Source organism: Enterococcus mundtii (genome assembly GCF_002947535.1).
GTDB lineage: Bacteria > Bacillota > Bacilli > Lactobacillales > Enterococcaceae > Enterococcus_B > Enterococcus_B mundtii_B.
Genome location: NZ_PUAP01000037.1, coordinates 1 through 22,888 on the forward strand (window position 1 = coordinate 1; position 22,888 = coordinate 22,888).

Annotated in this window: 17 protein-coding genes; 3 read left to right on the forward strand and 14 right to left on the reverse strand. The window is 39.2% G+C overall.

Annotated features, from left to right (window positions below; genetic code table 11):
* Window positions 1–121: 121 nt before the first annotated feature.
* From copB to CUS89_RS12265, 7 genes are all read right to left on the reverse strand, one after another.
* Complete coding sequence (gene copB / locus CUS89_RS12235; RefSeq protein ID WP_308726894.1) at window positions 122–2,257, reverse strand: copper/silver-translocating P-type ATPase CopB; 2,136 nt, start codon at window positions 2,255–2,257, stop codon at window positions 122–124.
* 55 nt (window positions 2,258–2,312) lie between these two features.
* Window positions 2,313–4,496, reverse strand: coding sequence for a heavy metal translocating P-type ATPase (locus tag CUS89_RS12240; protein ID WP_104872333.1), 2,184 nt, complete (start codon window positions 4,494–4,496; stop codon window positions 2,313–2,315).
* The gene (gene copZ / locus CUS89_RS16410; protein ID WP_010734989.1) at window positions 4,497–4,706 is read right to left on the reverse strand and encodes a copper chaperone CopZ; all 210 of its coding nucleotides are present in this window, start codon (window positions 4,704–4,706) and stop codon (window positions 4,497–4,499) included. It lies immediately after the preceding gene.
* 13 nt (window positions 4,707–4,719) lie between these two features.
* Window positions 4,720–5,160 carry a CopY/TcrY family copper transport repressor gene (locus CUS89_RS12250; RefSeq protein ID WP_019723074.1) on the reverse strand — a complete coding sequence of 147 codons (441 nt, stop codon included), beginning with the start codon at window positions 5,158–5,160 and terminating at the stop codon, window positions 4,720–4,722.
* A gap of 75 nt (window positions 5,161–5,235) precedes the next feature.
* Window positions 5,236–5,769 carry a topology modulation protein gene (locus tag CUS89_RS12255; protein WP_104872334.1) on the reverse strand — a complete coding sequence of 178 codons (534 nt, stop codon included), beginning with the start codon at window positions 5,767–5,769 and terminating at the stop codon, window positions 5,236–5,238.
* Between the two features lie 100 nt (window positions 5,770–5,869).
* Complete coding sequence (locus tag CUS89_RS12260) at window positions 5,870–7,333, reverse strand: APC family permease (RefSeq protein ID WP_019723076.1); 1,464 nt, start codon at window positions 7,331–7,333, stop codon at window positions 5,870–5,872.
* Between the two features lie 298 nt (window positions 7,334–7,631).
* Window positions 7,632–9,713: a heavy metal translocating P-type ATPase gene (locus tag CUS89_RS12265; RefSeq protein WP_104872335.1), complete on the reverse strand. Its 2,082-nt coding sequence runs from the start codon at window positions 9,711–9,713 to the stop codon at window positions 7,632–7,634.
* A 207-nt stretch (window positions 9,714–9,920) separates the two neighbouring features.
* Here CUS89_RS12265 and CUS89_RS12270 point away from each other — a divergent pair, with 207 nt between their 5' ends.
* Both CUS89_RS12270 and CUS89_RS12275 read left to right on the forward strand, forming a co-directional pair.
* Window positions 9,921–11,099: a hypothetical protein gene (locus CUS89_RS12270; RefSeq protein ID WP_104872336.1), complete on the forward strand. Its 1,179-nt coding sequence runs from the start codon at window positions 9,921–9,923 to the stop codon at window positions 11,097–11,099.
* 107 nt (window positions 11,100–11,206) lie between these two features.
* A complete protein-coding gene (locus CUS89_RS12275; protein WP_104872337.1) occupies window positions 11,207–12,499 on the forward strand; it encodes a hypothetical protein in 1,293 nt (430 codons plus the stop codon).
* Between the two features lie 71 nt (window positions 12,500–12,570).
* Here the strand turns inward: CUS89_RS12275 and CUS89_RS12280 are convergent, their stop codons facing one another.
* Entirely contained in the window at window positions 12,571–12,930 is a 360-nt protein-coding gene (locus CUS89_RS12280) for a YccF domain-containing protein (RefSeq protein ID WP_010734982.1), read from the reverse strand.
* 882 nt (window positions 12,931–13,812) lie between these two features.
* Between CUS89_RS12280 and CUS89_RS12285 the strand changes: the two genes are divergently transcribed.
* A complete protein-coding gene (locus CUS89_RS12285) occupies window positions 13,813–15,177 on the forward strand; it encodes a lectin-like domain-containing protein (RefSeq protein WP_181055366.1) in 1,365 nt (454 codons plus the stop codon).
* A gap of 491 nt (window positions 15,178–15,668) precedes the next feature.
* Here the strand turns inward: CUS89_RS12285 and CUS89_RS12290 are convergent, their stop codons facing one another.
* The 6 genes from CUS89_RS12290 to CUS89_RS12315 form a co-directional block, all read right to left on the reverse strand.
* On the reverse strand, window positions 15,669–16,013 hold the full coding sequence (locus CUS89_RS12290; protein ID WP_104872339.1) for a hypothetical protein: 345 nt from the start codon (window positions 16,011–16,013) through the stop codon (window positions 15,669–15,671).
* Window positions 16,010–16,645, reverse strand: a complete 636-nt coding sequence (locus CUS89_RS12295) for an SGNH/GDSL hydrolase family protein (protein ID WP_066025745.1) — start codon at window positions 16,643–16,645, stop codon at window positions 16,010–16,012. Before CUS89_RS12295 ends, CUS89_RS12290 begins: the two co-directional genes overlap by 4 nt.
* A 158-nt stretch (window positions 16,646–16,803) precedes the next feature.
* Window positions 16,804–18,102: an asparagine--tRNA ligase gene (asnS, locus tag CUS89_RS12300; protein ID WP_019723081.1), complete on the reverse strand. Its 1,299-nt coding sequence runs from the start codon at window positions 18,100–18,102 to the stop codon at window positions 16,804–16,806.
* 30 nt (window positions 18,103–18,132) lie between these two features.
* On the reverse strand, window positions 18,133–19,326 hold the full coding sequence (locus CUS89_RS12305) for a pyridoxal phosphate-dependent aminotransferase (RefSeq protein WP_104872340.1): 1,194 nt from the start codon (window positions 19,324–19,326) through the stop codon (window positions 18,133–18,135).
* A gap of 26 nt (window positions 19,327–19,352) precedes the next feature.
* Window positions 19,353–19,856: a cell wall elongation regulator TseB-like domain-containing protein gene (locus CUS89_RS12310; protein ID WP_104872341.1), complete on the reverse strand. Its 504-nt coding sequence runs from the start codon at window positions 19,854–19,856 to the stop codon at window positions 19,353–19,355.
* 68 nt (window positions 19,857–19,924) lie between these two features.
* Window positions 19,925–22,714 carry a helicase C-terminal domain-containing protein gene (locus tag CUS89_RS12315; RefSeq protein WP_181055367.1) on the reverse strand — a complete coding sequence of 930 codons (2,790 nt, stop codon included), beginning with the start codon at window positions 22,712–22,714 and terminating at the stop codon, window positions 19,925–19,927.
* Window positions 22,715–22,888 lie beyond the last annotated feature (174 nt).

Sequence of the window (22,888 nt, forward strand, 5' to 3'; positions counted from 1 at the left end):
AATTTGAAGAACAATTTTTGTGGCTAGCGTCTTATTTCTTGAGGCTGAACACTTCTGTTCCGACCGCCCATTGACATACTCATTTTAACTCTTTATTCAACAGTTATTCACTAAAACATGGTTATCCCTTGATCTTCAACGTCAACGCATTCAGTGCTACGACTACGGTACTTAATGACATCAAGACGGCTCCAATCGCTGGGCTTAACAAAATCCCGATTGGCGCAAGAATACCTGCTGCTAAAGGAATGGCAAGAATGTTGTAACCAGCTCCCCACCATAGATTTTGAATCATTTTCTTTCGCGTTTGTTTGGCTAGATCCAAGAAATGCAGGATATCTTTTGGATCACTGTTGATCAAAACAACATCCGCTGAATCGATCGCAATATCAGTTCCTGCTCCAATCGCCATACCGATCGTCGCACGTGCTAAACTTGGGGCGTCGTTGATTCCATCACCTACCATGATGACTTTTTTTCCTTGTTCCTGATAACGTTTGACGATGTCTTCCTTGTCATTTGGTAAAAGTCCGCCATAATACTCTTCGATACCTAAGTATTGTGCGACCACTTCTGCTGCATGTGGATTATCACCAGTCAACATCACCGGAGTGATCTTTCTTTCTTTGAGACTTTGGATAAAGGTTTTTGCTTCTGCTTTGATGATGTCGCCTAAAGCCACTAATCCCACTAAACGATCATCGATCAATAGAAAACTGACTGTATTCCCTTGTTCTTCGTAAGGTGTCAATCGTTCCTTCGCCATCTCAAGTCCTAAACGTTTGATTTCTTTTTCGTTGACTACTTTTACATCTTTATCTGCTACTGTTCCAGTCAAGCCGACACCTGAAAGATTTTTTAGATTTTCTGCTTGATAAGGAGAAATATTTTGTTCCTTCAAATAACGCATGATCCCAATGGCTAACGGATGATTGGCGTTCACTTCTAAGGCACCTAGATATTTCAACAGTTCTTCTTTAGGATAATTATCGTTCAAACTTTCGATACCCGTGACGGTGAATTTTCCTTCCGTCAACGTACCTGTTTTATCCAACATGATGACATCTAGCTCATTGGCTTGTTCTAATGCACGGCGACTTTTGAGTAACAACCCATTTTTAGCCGCAATCGACGTCGAACGTGCCACAACTAGAGGAATCGCTAACCCTAACGCATGGGGACAGGCGATGATGAAGACGGTGACCATGCGTTCTAAAGCAGTAGGTAGATCGGTCAAAAGAAGCCATACAACAAATGCCAATAGGCCGGCGATCAATGCGACATAAAACAACCATTTCGCTACTTTATCAGATAATGACTCTAGTTTTGACTTTTCCCCTTGTGCTTGACGGACCATATCCATGACTTTGGCTAAATAGCTATTTTCACCAGTTCCAGTCACTTCGATCTCAATGGTGCCGTCTCCGTTGATCGATCCTCCGATCACTGAGTCAGGTGCTTGTTTTTTGACCCCTTTTGATTCACCAGTCACGGCAGATTCGTCCACGATCGTTTCACCTTTGAGGATCTTCCCATCCGTTGGCATTTTATCTCCTGCTCGAACGACTAAGTGATCTCCTTCTTTGACTTCTTTTAGAGAAACCGTCTCTTCTGTCCCATCTGTTCGTAATCGTTTGACCGTTTCGGGTAATAATTCTGCTAATTTCTGTAACGCATTACTTGCATTAGAAACGGCACTCATTTCGATCCAATGCCCTAATAGCATGATGACGATCAACGTCGCCAATTCCCAGAAGAAGTCCATCACATGAGTATGAGGGTTGATGAGATTTGCGATAAAAGAATAGACACTATAAACATATGCCACAGTGATCCCCATGGCAATCAAGGTCATCATTGCTGGACTTTTTTGCTTCAATTCCATTTTAGCGCCACTTAAAAAGGGTTGTCCGCCATAGATGAACAAGATGGTTGCCAGGATCAAGACGAGCCAATCAGAGCCAGGGAAAGTCACTTGAAAGGGAAATTCCATGCCCATCATGGGAGAAAACAAGATGATCGGAATCGCTAGCAACAATGACAGCCAAAATTTCTGTTTAAAATTTCCCATGTGCATCGAGTGATCCATCCCACCGCTCATATGGTCATGATGATCCATTGAACTGTGGTCCATTGAGTGCTGCTCATGCGTCATTGTCTCATGGTTCATTTTCGTATGATCCATCCCCGTATGATCCATCTTATGATGTGTCATGTTCGTTTGTTGTTTCGTTTCATCATGATGATGCTCTTGCATCGTTCGTTTTTCTTGCTCGTTCATTTTCATTCTGTCCTTTCCTTTGTTGAACCGCTTATTTCTTCATTTTTTGGTTTAGACTTAATGAATTGAGTAACACACTGATTGAGCTAAAGGCCATCGCTCCTCCGGCAATGATCGGATTCAGTAAGCCAAATGCAGCAAACGGAATGCCGATCGTGTTATAAATGAATGCCCAAAATAAGTTTTGTTTGATTTTTTTCAACGTCACACTTGAAAGCTCGATCGTTTGTCCAATCGACGAGAGTTGACTATTCATCAACGTCACGTCAGCAGTTTCCATTGCAATATCAGTGCCACTGCCCATGGCAATACCGACATTGGCTAAAGCCAAGGCGGGGGCATCATTGATACCATCGCCGACCATTCCCACTTGTTTTCCTTCTTTTTGCAATTTTTCGACATAGCCTGCTTTTTCATCAGGTAATACTTCAGCAAAGATGTGTTCTGGCGAGATACCCACTTCTTGTCCGATCGTCGTTGCAACCGATTGATTGTCCCCAGTGACCATATAAACTGCCAATCCTTGGTCTTGTAATTGTTTGATTGCTGATCGTGCGTGGTCTTTGATCTGATCAGCCACAGCGATCATCCCCAATACTTGTCTATCATCCGCAAGAAACATTACGGTTTTTCCTTGTCCTTCTAATTGTAACGCTTGTTCTTGATACGCTTCAAATGAAACGTTCATCTCGACTAGTCGTTTTCTCGTACCAATAAAATAAGATTTTCCATTGATTTCTCCACTGATCCCAGCACCCGGATGTGCTTTTGCTTGAAGTACAGGCAACGTCGTGATCGCCTGTTCTTTTCCATAAGTCACAATGGCTTTGCCTAAAGGATGCTCTGATCCTTGCTCTAATGTGGTGGCGATCGTTAACACTTCTTCGTCACCGATAACGTCTGTGACTACTGGTTTCCCTTGTGTGATCGTTCCAGTTTTGTCTAAAAGTATCGTGTCTAGATGTGTCGCAGCTTCTAATGCTTCTCCGCCTTTGATCAAAATACCCTTTCGTGCGCCTAGTCCTGTACCAACCATGATAGCAGTTGGTGTCGCTAGTCCTAACGCACAAGGACAAGCAATAACCAACACTGAAACACTATGGATCACTGCCAGTTCCCAGTTGCCACTGATTAGTCCGGTTGCTATTAAGGTAACGAAGGCAATGACTAAAACGATAGGTACAAAAATACCAGAAATCTTATCAGCAATTTTTTGGATCGGTGCTTTGCTTCCTTGGGCATCTTCCACCATTTGGATGATTTGTGAAAGGACAGTTCCTTTACCCACTTGAGTCACCGTCATTTCAAGAATCCCTGTGGAATTGATGGTTCCGCCGAAGAGTAGATCCCCCGTTTTTTTCTCAACTGGTACACTTTCTCCCGTCAACATCCCTTCATCGATTGCACTATCCCCTTTGATGACTTTTCCATCTGTTGGGATTTGTTCTCCAGGTCGGACGAGTAAGATATCCCCAATTTCTACTTCCTCGATCGGGATAGTCTTTTCTTCGCCATTTTTTATGACCTGTGCTGTTTTTTTCTGAAGAGACATCAACTGTTTGATGGCATCGCCGGTTTTGCTTTTCGCTGTGTGTTCCAAATATTTCCCTAACAAAATCAGTGTGATGATCATATTGCTACTTTCAAAATATAAGTCCGATGAATGTGTACTGAAAAAACCATTGTATACACTAAGCGCAAATGCGGCGGTCGTACCGATTGCCACTAATACATCCATATTGGGTGCATTTGTTTTGATGGCATAATACGCTCCTTCATAAAAGCGCCAACCAATATAAAACTGGACAGGGATTGCTAAAATCAGTTGAACCCATGGATCATGGAAAAAATGGACAAGCGTTCCATGAAAGCCTAACATCATTGCAATCATCGCAATCATCATAGGAAGCGTCAAGATAGCACCTATGATGACATCTCGCTTCATCTTTGTTAAATAAATTTGCTTTTCTTCTGCAATTTTTTGCTTATGTGCCTCATCATATAAAATCGCACCATAACCAATGGTTTCAACACTTTGGATCAGTTCTTCGATTGATACTTCCTGATAATTGACCGTCGCTTTTTCTGTTGCCAGATTAACAGTCGCAGATAATACACCCGGCTGTTCATTCAACTCTTTTTCGATTCGTGCAGCACAATTTGCACAAGTCATTCCAGTAATCACGAGTGTGTCTTTTTTAGCTGGATGCTCCATTTAAATCACCTCTGCTTGATAGCCTAAATCATTGATTGCTTGACATATCGTTGATGGTTGGATCACTGTTTCATCTAATGACACAGTTCCAATCTCTTTTTTTAAGTTGACATTGATTTTTTTAACACCCGGTAGTGCATTGACCGTTTCTTCCACTCGTGCAACGCAATGTTTACAGCTCATTCCTTTGATCGTTACTTTTGTTTTCATCGCTGGTTTCCTCCTAGTTGTTTTGATGGCAATGACATTGTCCTGGAATGCAATTGCACTGGATAGTTGTTACTGGCTCTTTTTTCTTTAGTTCTGCCATGATTTGGTCGATATCTGCTTGTGTCAAAGTTGCTTCTGAAACAAGATCTGCAATCGTCTCGCCGATTTTCTTCGCACAAATATGTGAGAATAGATTCTCTGCGGCACTTTGCACGGTATCTGTTTCAGACACAGCTGGATGATAAATGAATTTTTTTCCTTCTTGTTCTGTCCAAATCGCTTCTTTTTTGACAAGTCGTCCTAATAATGTTTTGACTGTTGCTGCTTTCCAGCCCATTGATTCAGAAAGGATCTGTGTGATTTCTTGGGCAGTGGTGTCTCCTAATGTCCAGATGACACGCATGATCTCCCATTCTGAATCACTGATTTTGATTGGCTTTTTCACTTCTTCCATATGTATCACTCTCCTCTTCGTTTACAACTGTAAACTTCATTCATAAATACAGATTACACTTGTAAACGAAAAGTGTCAACTACTTCTACTTCGCCATTGCTCTAAAAATTTTTTTTGCTGTCGCGGACCATTCAAAATGACTAATTTTCCTTCTGCTCCGTGTTCATAGATTTTTTTGATTGCTAAGGGTTCTCTTTCTTTCTTGAAACGCCAAACAAAAAGTAAAAAGTCCAAATATTCTTTGTCGAATTTTTCTATAAATTCTTCTGGAACATCTGGACGGGTACTTTTATCTAATTTTCGTTTGAGCGAACGTTTGACCACACGATACATCGCTCGGTATCTCGGCAAGCGAAGCATTAGGATCAAGTCAGCTTGTTCAATTCTATCTTTTGCAATCGATAGATAATTCCCTTCGATGATCCAATCCTTGTTATCAGCCATAAATTTTCCCTGTTCTTTTAACAACCACTGCTTGGCTGCTTTTCCATAGTCCGTTGCTAGCCACAATCGATCAAGGGCTAAAAGAGGGCTTCCTGTCGTTGCTTGTAAGCTTCTTGCAAGTGTGGATTTACCTGCACCGGACTGTCCAATAATCATTATTTTCATCTTGTCCTCCTTCGAATGGTCATCTTTTTATTTTACCTCTTATTCTTAATAACGCAAAAAAAGACCGAACCAATCGTTGGACTGATTCGGTCAAATTTTTTTAAAGTTGAGAAACTGGTTCTTTCAATGGATTTTTCTTATTATCACGACGTGCGATCGCTGGTAAGATCATACCTAGTAAAATCAAAATGATCGGTGTGACGATATTTGAGATCAATTGGAACCACCAAGCTTGTGGATCAGCAGCGTATTCCACTTTTGGTACCATTCCCAAAATACATGCAAACGCAGTGAAAGCAAAACACCAAGCACCAAAGATGAACCCAACTTTAGGATTTTTCACGAACTTATATTCTGACGTGAATTTTTTGTATGCTTTGTTCAACATCATATAGGCTAGGAATACCCATAAGTAACGCATTGGCATAACGACTGAATTTAAGTTCGTCAGCCATTTAACTAATTCATTCATATCTTTGATACCAATAATCGGTAATAGGATGATGATACCGACTAAGATACCAGTTAACATGTAACCATTGACCAACGTTCCTTTACGGTTACGTCTACGTAACCAACTTGGTACAAATTCTGGATCTGCATCGGCTAACAAAATCTTCAATGGCGCATCAATAGAAAATGCCAAGGCAGAAATTTGACCGACCATATTCGTCAATGCATAGATGATCATCAATGCATTACCGATACCATAATAGTTACCTAAGATTTGGAAGGCACTGTACGCACCGTTTGCCATTAAATCTTTAGGAATATTATCACTTGCAAATAACATACCCATTGCCACAGAACCTAAAACAGCACAGATACCGACCATCGCTGCTAAAAAGATCATCCCTTTTGGAAATTCTTTTGCGGGATTACGGGTAGAATTGACATAAGGAGAGATTTTCTCAGCGCCCCCTACAGCAAAGACTAACATCGAAACAGTCGTAAAGTAACTAAAGTCAAATTTAGGAATATACGTTTTGACTTGGTTCATATTCGCTGTTGCAAATTCCATCGTTGGATTGATGAATGGCGCAGTAACAGCAAGTAAAATGAATAATAATGACATGACGAACATCGCTGTACCTGCTAAACCACCGATAACTTTCAACGTTGATAAACCTTTTGTTGATAGATACAAGAAAGCTAAGAAAATGATCAATGAGATCACTGCGACCATTTGGACAGACATCGTATTGACGATATCGCCATTTCCTTGAACTGCCCAACCAGCTGCAATCAAAATCGCTTGTGGTTTTTGTGCTAAGTATGGAATGTGTACGACCCAATATGTCCAGGCAGCATAATAAGCTAAGCGTTTATTCGAAGTAGTATTTTCTACCCAAGAACTAACGCCCCCTTTACTATCTTTGAATGCTGATCCTAATTGACCGACGATCAGTGCATAGGGGATAAAATAAATAGCTAGGATCAATAACCATGAAGTGATTACTGAGATTCCTTGTTGCGCGTAGTTATTGACGACATTCCCCATACCCCAGACCATGTTGAATGCAATCAACGCTACTGTAAACCAGCGCAGTTGTTTTTCGTTCATCTGATTTCTCCTTTATAAATATTTAATAATTATTCATTGACTATCATATTCAATTTCCATAATGTTTACAACACTTCGTTATTTTATTTGTGGATTATTTTAGGTAAAACACATTGTTTTTACATTTATTTTTCATTTTATACTCTAACACCTAATCTAAAGGCTCACAAACACGAATTATTTTCTAACTATTTTGGAATTTTCAGAACAATTAAAATCTTCCGGTTATTTTAATCGCAGAAAAACCACAGTCCTCAAATAAATGATTACTGTGGTTTAACGGTGCTTTTTTGACTGTTTATTTGACTTTTTTAACAGATAGCCCACGCATGGCGTTTAAAACTGCTATCAGGGTCACGCCGACATCGGCAAAGACTGCATTTCCCATAGAAGCAAAGCCAATGGCTCCGAGAACCAATACGATTACTTTGACCCCAATGGCAAACACGATATTTTGTTTGACGATTTTCAACGTTTTTCTAGAAATTTGGATTGCCTCCGCAAGTTTTGATGGCTCATCGTTCATGATGACGACATCGGCTGCTTCAATGGCTGCATCACTACCCAAACCACCCATGGCGATTCCCACATCTGCTCGAGCTAATACCGGTGCATCATTGATGCCATCACCGACAAAGGCTGTTTTTTGAGCCGTTTCGCTCATCAATGCTTCTAATTTTTCTACCTTATCTTCTGGAAGCAGTTCACTATAGACAGTATCGACCCCTACCTCTTTTGCGACTTGTTCCGCAATCTTTTGGGCATCACCAGTCAACATCACTGTCTTTTTGACGCCGACTTTTTTCAATGTCTCGATAGCAAATGTTGCATCGGATTTGATCGTATCCGCAATAACTAAATAGCCCATGAGCTGACTATCGACAGCTAAATAGATCAATGTTCCTATTTCATGATTCTCTGGTTGCTCGACTCCATAACGAGCCAATAATTTTTGATTTCCGACAAGTACCTCTTGTCCCTTGACCTGTGCGTTGATTCCTTCACCAGCGATTTCTGCGGGTTCTTCGATTTCGTATAACGGGCCACTGTAGGTATCCATGACCGCCTTAGCGATTGGATGTGTCGATAGATTTTCCAGACTCGCAACATATTTCATAAATGCTTTCTCGTCGATGGTAGAAACAACTTTTTGTACGGCAAAATCACCCTTTGTCAGGGTACCTGTTTTGTCAAATACCACTGTTTCTGTACGAGCTAAAAGTTCTAGATAATTTCCACCTTTGACAAGTATCCCTTGTTTACTCGCTCCACCGATTCCTCCGAAAAAGCTAAGTGGAACAGAAATGACCAATGCACATGGACAAGAGATCACTAGAAATGTCAATGCTCGATAGATCCATTCAGAAAAATCTCCTCCATAAAGTAAGGGTGGGACAGTTGCTAAAAGAACAGCTAAAGCAACGACGATCGGCGTATAGTAACGAGCAAATTTAGTGATGAATTTTTCAGCAGGTGCCTTTTTACTACTTGCTGTCTCCACTAGTTCTAATAATTTACTGATAGTCGAATTTTCATAGTTCTTTTTTACTTCGATGGTTAAAGGATGGGTCTTATTGATAAAACCACTTAATACATTTTCACCACTCATCACTTCTTTAGGCAACGATTCTCCTGTTAATGCAGAAGTATCAACGAGAGATTGTCCCTTCAAAATCGTTCCATCCAAAGGAATTCTTTCACCTGGTTTGACCATGACCGACTCACCGATCTGCACTTCTTCTGGTTGCTTATTTACCAAGCCGGTTTCAGAGATCACATGAGCAACTTCCGGTCGGATCGCCAGCAACTCACGAATTGACCGACGAGACTGATCGACCGCAAAATGTTGGAAATACTCACCGATCTGATAAAACAACATCACAGCAACTGCTTCTGGATATTCACCGATCATCATCGCACCGATCGTTGCAATCGACATCAAAAAGTTTTCGTCAAACACTTGTCCTTTACGAATATTGAGGATTGCTTGCTTGATGACATCAAAGCCAATGAGAACAAAAATGGCGAAAAAAGTAATGAAACGAATAGGCTCATCAGGCTTCCATAAAAATAATAAAAGTAAGCTAAGTGTCGCTATGACGATACGCAACAACGCTGTTTTATTATCTTTTTCTGATTCATGATTTTTGCTTGTCTGGTTATTCACTTCGATTACTTTGACCTCTGGTTCTAATTGATGGATTTCTTCTGTTGCTTGCTTTTCAATCGCTTCAATGACAGCCTTGTCTGCATCGATCATCATTTTTCCAGTCGCAAAATTGACCGATGCTTCTTTTACACCAGGTATTGCTTGTACTTTTTTTTCGATTTTCATCGCACAATTGGCGCAATCTAACCCTTCTAATTGATAACTTTTCATTTCCAGTCCCTCCTCACTAAACATATGACTATCCCTTCATAAGTTATTATACATGAATGAGTATTCATATGTCAAATCATAGTAATAACAGAACATAATTTAAGTATCGTTCGGGAGAATCATTATTTCTGCGAGATGAAAAAGAAGTTTCTTATGTAAAAGTGACGAATGTTAAACTTTTACAATAGAAAATAAAGGAGGAAATACATGATTGATTTTAACGATCAATACCATATACTAGCAATGGCTTTACGACTGGGAAAAGCTGCCAACTTCAAAGCAGTCGGAAAGGAAGGAAAAGAAAACTATCAGTTTTTATTTTCAAAATTGATTAAAATGGTCGAAAATGATCAAGATTCCTTTTTTATTGAAACAGACAAAAAAAATGACTTGATACACTCTCTTGGACATACAATTGACTATTACGATGCCAAAAAAAAAGAAGACATTCAGCACATCATAGAAAACTTAAGAGAGGATGATCCCACCAGCTTTGTCATCATCCCCTCTTACTCTACTACAACAAGATTATTTCATGATCATATATACAGCTTGATCATTCACAAAAAGGAAGACTACATTGTCACTAAAATCGATAAATTAGAGTCAATGATCTCAAACTTTCAGCTTAAAGTTGATCCAAAAAATTTAGATAAACTCAGTGACATACTTTATTATTCCAAGTTTGACTATCGGAAAACAAGAATATCAGTAGACATATTCTCAAAACTTAAAAAAATATCTACTGAAAAACCCTTTGCTTTACATAACAAACTACGTGGTTATCCAGGTATTACAAATTGTCCGATACTTGAACCGTTAACAGCATTAAAATGGACTGTCTACAATTGCAACAAGCCAATTTTATCTGACGAAATCAAGAAGAAGCAAGTGATATATCCGAAGCTATGGCCATCAAAAGATCTTCGAGTGCGATTCTATCAAACATTTTTAGGTGACGATGAACAACATAATCGGCAATTTTCTATGTTATGGAATTACTACGTCATGCGAAAAATTGAAACTCAATTGGTTGATAAAGAATACATAGGAAAAATCCGCTGTCTTTCTATTAAATATTTAAGTAAAGTATTAAATGATCCAGCCATTCCAATAGAATTTAAGAAAAATCAAACAAATGAAGCAAGTAAAAGTAAATATAAAGTATTTCATTCAAGGTCAAAAAAACTAGAAACATTGCACACAAAAATAAGTAACATAATCAATAAAAAGTGCATGCCAATTGATGAATCTCAAAATAAAAACGCAGTGAATTCACAACATTTTACACTAAGTACTCGGATTGTTCCTACTTCATCAGATAACGTTAGCTACATAGGTTCTCCCTCAAAAAAAGAAAGCCAAGCGTGTTCAATACAAAGATAACTGTTTTCTTACGAATTTGAGATAAAGGGAAAAAAATCCAAGTAAAATCATCCTATTATTTCTATAGTAGGATTGCTTCAAGAAAATAAATAATAAGGAGAGTTATTATGCTTGATTTCGATAGACAATATCATCAATTGGCACTTGCTTTAAGATTAGGAAATGCAGCAGCTTTTGAAGTGGTCGGTTCAGATGGGAAAAAGAATTACCAATTTTTATTCTCTCGATTTATCAAAATGATCGAAAATGATGAGGACGGCACTTTGATCGATCACCCTAGAAAATCCCTAGTAATCCAGTCTTTAGCACGTACCATAACCTATTATGAAATGAAAAAACCGACAGAATTAGAAGCGGAAATCAGAAATATGAAAAGGAATGATCCAGCAAGTTTTATGATTATTCCCTCATACACCGTAAGTCCTTCTTCTCATCATAATCATATTTATACTTTGATCATCTACAAGCAAGAACATGACTATCTTGTCGCTAAAATAGATAAATTTTCGGCTAATACAAACATGGGTAATCATTTATCAACTATCCCAGCAGATCATTTGGAAAAATTAAGCAAAATACTTTTTGCAACAAAACTCGAACACCATAGCGAGTCTAAGATCAATATCATTGATGCAATCAATCAACTATCAGAAACGCCACCAAAGAACCTTGATTTTGACATGAGAGAATATGCGCTAGTTCCTGTTTGTCCTATCTTAGAACCACTTACTACCTTTCGAAGTGCCCTTTATCATTGCCAAAAGGCTACATTCACTCCACCATTTGCTGAAGGCAAAGTAAAACCAAAATTTTGTTCATCAATGGTATTTCGCAAGCGTTTCTATCAGACTTTTCTAGGTGAAAATACAAAGCATAATGAAAAATTTTCCCAGTTATGGAAACATTACGAACAGCGAAAAAACATCACTGGTCTAAAAGAAACTATCTCCAGAGATGATTTCGTCGATATTTCGGATGATTTCGTAAAGAAAGTCTACGAAGATCCTAAAACACCTAAAAAATTTGTCAAAAATCAATCCGTCGAGGTCGCGCCATATTATTATCATGTTTTTTATGATGGTTCCAGACGATTGAAACGATTGGATGCTCATATCAACGCAATCATCGATGGAACAGATCAACCATTAAAAGAGGGATTTCGACAAAAAGTAAAAGCTAAGAGCCAGCGGGTTGGGGGAACAGTCAAAACAGTCAAAGATAGGATTTTTTCTGATAGACAGACCTCTAAAAGTAACGCCACAGACGTGCCACTTCCAAATTCTCCAACACAAACGTCCCTTACACAAGCGAATTTTAATCATCGCGTAGTAGACGCAACCAACAAATCAAATTTTTTAAGTAAACAAAAGCCTAAAAGCCATACAGAAATCACTCGCTAAGTGAAACAAAAAAAGTAACTCTTTTGGACGATCAACTGTGCAAGAGAGTTACTTTTATATTTAGTCACTATTTAAACGATTTCTGCCCCAAATGGCATCAACGCTAGGCGTGCTAGTTTGAAGGATTGCTTTGCGAAAGGAATACCAATGATCGTGATACAAAGTAAAATCCCACTGATGACATGCCCTAAAGCAATCGGCAAACCTGACACGATCAACCAAATGATATTGACGATCAACGATACGCCATTGTTTGTATAGATGACTTCTTTTCCAAATGGTGCAAACGACAAAGACGCTAGTTTAAAACATTGCAGCCCGACCGGAATACCAACAATTGTGATACACCATAATACACCTGCTACCGCCCAACTAAGTCCGCCGAGTAAACCACCGAAAATAAACCAAATAATGTTTCCAATACAACTCATTGTTTCTTTCTCCATTCTAATAAGAGTCCTGATTTAACAATTTTCAAGCAGATAACGAGGTTGCGAAAGAAATGGTCAACCCGAAGAAATAAGGCGATGTTCGCAAAAAATACTTTTCAAATGTTTGTGGATTGCAACTTAGTTTCAAAGTGGTTACTTCTGTTCTCGTCGTTTATATGAGTTTAAAAAATCAATCTTTGCTTTTGTCTCAGACTCAATTGTCATAAGATAAGCGAATAGACCTTCGGGTACTTTGAAAACTGAAAAATCACTCGGACTTCCATTTTTTCATTTTTTCTATACTAGTATACCTATAAAATCAGCAACAAACAATTCTTCGTAATTTCTTCTTAATCTTTTGCGACTACTAATTAATGTTTTTTTGACAAAACTAGCCTATCGTACATCAGATTTACTTTTAACTAATTTAAGGTTACAAGAATTTGATTTGTGTCTTTTCTTTCTGAATAAATGATAGGAACAGCTCTTCTTAAAATTCGTTAAATGAACAAAATGCCCAGATAAGCAAACTAGCTCTTGAACTGACATGATGAATGAGCAAAGCAATCTTTTATCTATTAATTCTCTTTTTCCGCTGATTTTTTATACATCCTATATTTTAAACATAACACTTTTCTCCATTTTAATTTACAAATCCCCCCACATCAAACTCACTATATTGTTTTTTTAAAATAAAATTTCGAAAAAAAACTACGAAAATGTATGTAAAAACAGGCTTCATCCTCAAATATGTATCGTTATTTTTATAAAACGCTTATTTTTTAATAAAAACAAGAAACATAACAATCTCGGATGTGTTATGATATTATTGTAATCGATTACAACACTATAAAAATACATTATAAAGAGAGGGTTAATAGTATGATGGAAACAGAAAACGACCAATTGAATATGGAAAAACGTACAGTACCAGTTTTACTTGATCTCTCTAGTTTATTTAAATTTAATGGTGATGCTACACAAATAGACTCGAATACGGCTCAACTAACTACAAATGCACAATCTAAAGCTGGCGCATTGACGGGTATAACCGGCTTAAATATGATGAACGACTTTTCTTTAGATATGGATGTTAACCTAGGCACAAATAAAAATGGGGCTGATGGAGTGGGCATCGCATTTCATCAAGACTCGATTGGCGCTATTGGTAAATATGGTGGTGGCCTAGGGATTAGAGGTCTAAAGGCAGGAATTGGATTTGAATTAGATACTTTTTGGGAAGCGCCAGATGATCACGATACTTCATTTAACCACACTCAAATGAAAGGCCCTCATGCCGGATTTATTGCGACAGATAAATCTACAGATATTTTAGTTGCTTTAGCATCCATGCAAAATATTTCTGCACCAGACGGAAGCTTCAAAAATATTAAAATCAATTGGCGGGCTAGCGAAAATATATTAACTGCGGATTATGAAGAAAAGCATTTTGTACTCAATAATCCAGCTATAGATAAAAATGTAAAATATACATTCACTATTGCAGCATCTACCGGAGCAAGTTACAACGCTCATATTATTCGAATCAATACGTTTGATGCATCATTCACTAAACCAAAATTAACGGCAAACGATATCTCCGTTCCTAAAGATTCTGTGTTTGATCCATTCGATCCTAAAATTGGACTAAAAGCGACAGATGATAAAGATGGAGATATCACCGATAAAATCCGTGTGGCAAAAAACGATGTTGATACATCAAAAGTAGGAACCTACCAGGTTGTTTATACTGTGGCAAACAGTCAAGGCGAAACAGACTCAGCAACTATTTCAGTTAGAGTAATTGCACCAACCTGGCCTGATGGTGCACCTAATGGGTGGCAAAATTTTGCTGGTCAAGACTTAGAATTATTAAAAGATCCAGATAATTCATTATATGGTGACTTTGTTTTCCATTCTGAACAGCAAGCTGCGATCTTTAAACAATTTGTCGGAGAAGAAGCTCTTAAACCAGGAAACTACCGCGTTGTCGTGTATGCAAAGGGGTTAACAAGTAGCATTCCGACGCTTCCGTTAAAAGTTAGCTTGAAAAAAGATTCAGCTTCAGGGGAAAGTCGAGTATTGTTACTAGCTAATCCATTGGGGATTGGTGAAAAAGTTGAGAAAGGATATTATAAAGTATCTGCAGACTTTACTATAGCTAGTGATGAAACAAATCCGCTTATTACTGTGGAAAACTATCAAGGTGGATATATCGCCGGTATTTTTATTGATCCTATAGGCTAAAAATCAATAGAATTTTACAAAACGTAATAGTAAACTCAAAAAAAAACGCGCTGCAAATAATTGTTTTCGCTGAGAGCCAAACAAAATATTTAGCTTGCGGAGTAAGGGTATCAAGAAATACTAGACACTTGGTTAAATTAATAAGTAGCATTTTTTTCAAAATCTCTAAGCGATCGATAATTAAGAAAATCAAGCATCGTTTAGGTTGCTACAGGAGCTATGGCTATTTGAATATTCCCATTTGAGCCTGATCAATGACGCTGAATTACGCATCCTTGATCAGCGCTCTTTTTATTGTTTAGGTAAAAATATTGACACAAGTCCAACTAGTTAAAATAACTCTCTAGGTTGGCATTCTTTGAAAAAAGCTATTCGTGCGTATAAGAGAATCTCTAAAGTTGACGAAACACACTTGCTTGTCTGTAGTCTCTACAAAAAAGCGTCTACTTCAAACATTGGAAGCCATCAGGTTGAGCTAAATAGTGAGACATTCATCCCCCATTGAAATCGACTCTCTTGATTTTGCGTTTTTTTGCTTCTAGTAACCACTGTTCCATAAACTGGGCTGCTACTGTTCTTTCATGATCGACTGCTACAAAAATCGTTTGAACCAGTTCACCTGATTGCTGATCAGCTTCAGTCGTTTCGCTTTGTCTCGCTTGTCCAAAAGCGAAGATCATTGTTTTTTCTGTATCTTCCTGTTCCGCTACAATGGATATATTCAATGGATCTTTTATTTCTGTTAGCGTTAGTTCTTTCAAGAAGCGATTTTCTTGTTGCCTGATCAACGTATTGATCATTGGTAGATCTGCTTCGGTCGCTTGGCGAATGATCATTCAAACCACTCTTTTCTTTTTTTGACCGTTTCTATCCAAATATTGGCGATCGTTTCATGACCCAGTAGTGTCGGATGGACACCATCATCCCCTGTATATTTCTCATAGCCATAAGAAATGCCTAAAGAATTCAACGTGCCATCTAACGGAACGAAGACTGCTTGATATTCTTTTGCTAACTGACGAATCAAATGGATCTTCGGATCAAGATCACTACGCCAACTTCTACGATCGTCAGGCTCTGGCAAAACAAATGGTTCCATCAAGATGATTTTTTTGATGCCACTTTCCACTAAGCGATCAAGTAAATACCGATAATCGGCTTCAAAACGATCAAAAGATTCTTTTGTCGCAAAAGCTGCAGGTTCGCCTACATTGTGCCACGTATCATTGATACCGATCAAAATCGAGACGATATCAGGTTTCAAGTCGATGCAGTCTGTTTGCCAACGCTTCTTGAGGTCTGCCAACTTGTTCCCGCCGATTCCGCGATTGAAGAATGTCCAGGTTCTTTCTGGATCACTCGCAGCCAATTTTGCCGCTGTCAACAGTGCATAACCATGACCAAGATCGTCAGATCCTCTGCCCGCATCTGTAATACTATCCCCGATGAATAAAAGTCGTTGTTCCATCACACACCCTACTTTCTATGCCACTTTTACGTTATTATCCCACACACGCTTAGCCAAAGAAAGAAGGAACTGGCACATTAGTAATTTTGTAAGAGCTTTTTAAAAAACGCGCTCCACGAAAATTCGCAGAACGATTTTCGTGGAACGCGTCTTATTTCTTATGGGTAAATACGATTTAACAAACGTGGGAATGGAATTGCTTCACGTACATGATCGATCCCTGAGATCCAAGTCACTGTACGTTCTAAGCCTAAGCCGAAACCAGAATGTGGAACAGATCCGTATTTACGTAGATCTAGGTACCATGAGTATTCTTTTTCGTCTAAGCCATGGCTCTTGATTTGTTCAAGTAAGAAATCATAGTCAGTCGCACGTTCACTTCCGCCGATGATCTCGCCATATCCTTCAGGTGCGATCATATCTGCACAAATCACGACATCTTCTCTTGTTGGATGTGGTTTCATGTAGAATGGTTTGATCGCTTTTGGATAGTTCAAGATAAAGACTGGTTGTTCAAATGAGTTCGCAATGAACGTTTCGTGTGGTGAACCAAAATCATCGCCCCACTCGATATCGTCAAAGCCATTTTTCTTCAATAACTCGATGGCATCATCATACGTAATACGTGGGAAAGGTAATTTAGTATAAGTTTTCAATACTTCTTTATCACGTTCTAAGACGTCTAAAGCATACTCGCAGTTATCTAATACACTTTGAACTAAGAAAGCAACATATTGTTCTTGAACTTCTAAGCTTTCTTCTTGGTGTGTGAACGCCATTTCAGGTTCGATCATCCAAAACTCGATCAAATGACGACGTGTTTTTGATTTTTCCGCACGGAAAGTTGGTCCGAATGAGAATACTTTCCCAAATGCCATTGCAGCAGCTTCCATGTATAATTGACCACTTTGTGACAAATACGCTTTTTGATCAAAGTAGTTTGTTTCAAATAGATCTGTTGTCCCTTCTGGCGCAGAACCAGTCAAGATCGGTGGATCGATTTTAACGAATTGGTTGTTGTTGAAAAATTCGTAAGTTGCACGGATGATTTCATTTCGAATCTGCATCACTGCATGTTGGCGAGAAGAGCGTAACCATAAATGGCGATGATCCATCAAGAAATCTGTTCCATGTTCTTTTGGTGTGATCGGATAATCATGGCTTTCACTCACTACTTCAATGTTCGTGATCCCGATCTCATAGCCAAATTTAGAACGGCTGTCTTCACGAATTTCACCCGTTACAAGGATCGATGTTTCTTGAGAAAGATTTTTTGCCGTTTGGAAAACTTCCTCTGGCACTTCGCTTTTTACGACAACCCCTTGGAAGAATGCTGTCCCATCTCGTAATTGTAAAAAGGCGATTTTCCCACTTGAACGCTTATTAGCGACCCAAGCACCGATCGTTACTGTTTCGCCTACATGTTTTTTTGAATCGATGATTTGAATTTGTTCCACGTAAAATTCTCCTTTGTCCTATAATAATTTCTATTCGTTTTGACTTTTACTCTCAATAAAACGTCGGATTCGTCGGATTCCTTCTTCTAACGTTGCAAGATCCGTCGCATAACTCAAACGAACATTTTCCGGCGCGCCGAAACCTTCACCTGTAACTAAAGCAACCCCTGTTTCTTCTAATAGATCCTCGACCCACGGCGTCACTTGTTCATAGCCACATAGCGCTAGCGTTTCTTTGACGTTCGGAAACAAATAAAATGCGCCTTGTGGTCTTTTGACTGATACCCCGGGTAAATCAACAACAAGCGGAAACACGATGTCTAAACGTTCTTCGAATGCTTTACGCATCTCTTCAACGGTATCTTGTTCCCCTTGCAATGCTTCCACAGCCGCATATTGGCTGACTGCAGTTGGGTTACTAGTCGATTGTGAAGCAATCGCGATCATCCCATCAATGATTTTTTGATCACCGACCGCGTAACCGATACGCCAGCCTGTCATTGCATAGGTTTTTGAGACACCGTTGATGATCATCGTCTGTTCACGTATCGCTTTTGAAATCGTTGCAATTGGAGTAAACTCATTGTCATTATAAACTAATCGGCCATAAATATCATCAGCAACTATTAAAATATCATTTTTTACTGCCCATTCACCTATAGCTTGTAGTTCTTCTTTTGTATAGATCATCCCTGTCGGATTGGAAGGAGAATTGATAATAACTGCTTTTGTCTTGGGAGAACGTGCCTGTTCCAATTGTTCCAGAGTCACTTTGAAATCATTGACTTCTTGACCAGTGACAAAAACAGGGACACCTTCTGCTAATTTGACTTGTTCCCCATAGCTCACCCAATAAGGTACTGGAATGATGACTTCGTCTTTTGGGTCTAGGATCGTTTGGAACAAGGCATAGAGGGCAAATTTAGCACCGTCAGTCACAATCGTCTGAGAAGCGTCGTAAGTCAAGCCATAATAGGTTTTCAGATACGAAACGATCGCTTGTCTTAATTCTGGAATACCCGCTGTGGGGGTATAATAGCTTGCTTTTCCACTCTTGATGGCTGCAATCGCTGCTTCTTGGATATTTTCAGGCGTAGCAAAATCAGGCTCGCCTACGGTCAAACTGATAATATCTCTTCCTTGTGCTTTCAAGGCCTTTGCTTTTGCTGCAGTGGCTAGTGTTACGGAAGGCTCTAAGCGTTTCACTCTTTCTGACTGTTTCATCCCATCTATCCTTTCATCCGTCTTTTCTATATCTCGCTGATGACTTTGACTTCCTCTCCCGTTTCAAAAGAAAGTAAATAATAATTCAACTGATCATCAGAGGTTTTGGCCATGACTTCCCATACTGGTTCATCTTTGTACATCCCTAAAGAAGCTTTTTCCACTTGTTGATCGGGATGTTTCTGGCTGATTTCTTGGCGGGCAGCTTCTTCGGTCAACCCTGCTTTTTGCTCTAATACTTTTACTCGCTCACCCGATTTAGGAATGATCACTGCAATATCTTGCCCTTTATCATTTTGACCTGTTAATGAAAAATAAGTGGCTTCTCGAGTAAACCAATAGAATTGGTCCACTTCCTCAAGATTTGCATATTGTTCAGCTAGTTTTGTCGCCTCTTGTTTTGCTTGCGTCATTGGGCGTGTCGCGCGCAGATAAAAAATAGTACTGATCACGATTACTGCCAATAAAGCGATGATCAAGCCCAACAACACGCGATTGATCGTATGTTCTTTGTTTGTCTGATTCTTCAAGGACTGTCGCTCCTTCTTTTTTCATTGATGTCTATTATAACAGATTTCGAGGTAAAAATAGTCCTCGATCATGGCTTAATTTCTTCGTTTTTGTTTAAGAAATCATGGATGTCCTCACAAATTTGTTCAAAAGGTGCCTCTTGGACAGGCATCTTTTTAGGCAAGGCATGAATGATCCTCGCGCCATATTTTGCGGTCACCAATCGTCGATCTAAAATCAGCAAGACACCTTTGTCCGTTTCCGAACGGATCAAACGACCTAAAGCTTGTCTGACCTTCAGTGCTGCCTTTGGTAAGGATTCTTGATAAAAAGGATTGATACCTTCCGATTCTAAATACGCATTTCTCGCTTTGACCATTGGACGTTGTGGATGATCGAAGGGAAGCCGCGTAATGACGACTAGTTGTAACGCATCTCCTGGCAGGTCAACGCCTTCCCAAAAACTATCTGCACCGAATAGTACGCTCATATCAGAAAGAACAAAGCGTTTCAATAGTTTCTCACGACTGCCACCGATTCCTTGAGCTAAAATCTCTCTTCCTTGTTCAAGCATCGTCAAATGCATCCGTTGATACACCTTTTGTAAAATATCATGAGAGGTAAACAAGACCAAGATCGGTCTTTTTTCTTGTCTAATCAACTGGTATAACACATCCGTTAGATAGTCGACATACGCTGTACCACTTAATTGATTGATCTCTGGTGCTTCTTTTGGCACGAAGATCCGCGCTTGTTTTTCGTAATCATAAGGAGAGGCAATGACTTTCAGCGGAGTACCTTCAATTCCTAATCGTTTCGCTAAGTATTGACGATCTGGACCTACTTTCAATGTCCCTCCTATATATAAAATCCGTTCATAGCGCTGATACCAAACTGTATTTGGGATCAGTGCAGCAGTGAAATCGTGGAGATGGAACATCGTCTGCTGTGGTGTGGCTCCTGGAACGAACCAATGGACTAAACTTTCTTGCCAATTCTCCAGCCATTCTTCCATAAAACTTGCTTGTTGATCTAAACGATCAAACAAAGCATACAGACTTGCAAGATCGACCCGCATTTGCTTCGTCCAACTTTCTTGAAGCACTTCTAATCCCGAACGAATCCTGTGTTGCAATTCCTTTATTTCTTGGTAAAAAAGATGAAGATGGTCAATGGCTGTACTTGCCTCAAAAGATAATTTATCCATGTCTTCTTTCGAGATCATGACCTCTTCCGGGTAAACTTGTCTTTTTTGTTGAGGGATGATCTCCAGTAAACCTTCAGCTAAGCAAAGCTGTGCTTCACGAAGCGCGGACAACTCTTCTTTGTAAATATCAAGCCAACGCTGCCCCTCATGATTGGCTGGCAGATAGCCTTTGAAGCGATCGAACAAGCGGTCAGGCTCTTCGAATAATTGCACTTCCTTGTTAAAATAGCTCAAACTAAACCGTTGATCATTGACTTTTTCAGCAATCTCAGGCAAATGGTGCGCTTCATCAATCAATAAATAAGGACTTTCAGGCAACAACGGTGTCTTTCTTTGCGTTTCTTGGACTAAGAAAGCATGGTTGACGATCAAGAAATTGCTTTGCTTGATTTGTCGATGCAAAAATCGAATAAAATCTTGTTCATAAAATGCTTGTTTTTTTGCTAAAAAATCAAGCCCCCGATGGGAAACATCTGTAAAAAAGGCATGATTCAAATTCGTTAGATGCAACTCGTCTAAATCCCCTGTTTTCGTCTGTGTCAACCAGACAAGAACCGTCATTTGGTAGAGTGCATACTGCTTTTGCTCCTTTGGCTCAAGGAGTGTAGCTTTAAACCGTTGCAAATCGAGATAATGGCGGTAGCTTTTGATAATTGTTGCTTGGATCGGTTGATCGAATAATTGATTCAACAAAGGAATATCTTTTTCCATGATCTGCTCTTGTAAAACAAGTGAGACCGTACTGATCACTGCCGGCTTCTCCGGTGTAGCTAGATAGCTAAGAGGCAATAGATAGCCGATCGTCTTGCCCATACCAGTTGCAGCTTCGATCATCAAATTTTTTGATTCATCTTTGGTAAAATGATCATAAACAACATTCATCAAACGATTTTGTTCCTTACGATACATCAACGTTTTCCCAAATATTTTTTCTTTCGCTTGTTTTTTTCTTGGATAATCTTTATGACCATAGTAGACTTCTGAAAATAATTCGACTTCTTTTTTTTGTAAGGCGATTCCCTCGATGATTTCCAGTTCGTCCGATAAAGGTGGTGGCTGCTTTCTCAGCTCATTAGTGATTTGCTCGATGAATAACTTGGTATCCATCCCTGTATGATTGCTCAGTTTCACGATTTGTTCAAGTGTCACTAAAGGTAAGCGGCGCATCCGTTCTTCAATCAGTAAGAGCAACTGGGCTGTCACTTCTGCATCACTGTCTGCTTGATGGGGATTATTGTGGATAAAACCCAGACTTTCTGACAAATCAGCTAAACGAAAGCTCGGTTCGGTCGGTAAAAATATCTGTGCCAACTCGACCGTATCGATTCCCGGAATCTTTAATTTGGGGACACCACAGCGAGTCAATTCATGGTTCAAAAACTGATAATCGAAATAAATATTATGCGCCACGAAGATAGTATCCGCTAGAAGGTTGTAAATCGTTTGTGCTACATCTTCAAAATAGGGTGAACGATGGACACGTTGATTGGTGATCCCTGTCAAATGCTGGATCTGTTTTGAGATTTTTCGCCCAGGGTTGATATCCATCGAATAACGAGAGGTGATCCGCCCATCTTCGATCATGACACATCCAAATTGGATAATGCGATCTTCTTTTGGATTTGTCCCAGTCGTTTCAATATCGACGACTGCATAAGTTTTCGGTTTCAACATATCTTCCTCTTCTCTTCCCTCTAGTCTTCTTTTGAAATTATACTACAAAACACTTGAAAATTCTTAGGAAATCAACCTAATGTATACGTCTGTAGTTATCTCTGTTACTGAAAGAAGTAGTAAGTTCACTTCCTACCACCTTATCTCGTTATCTTTTATCCACCTAACCTG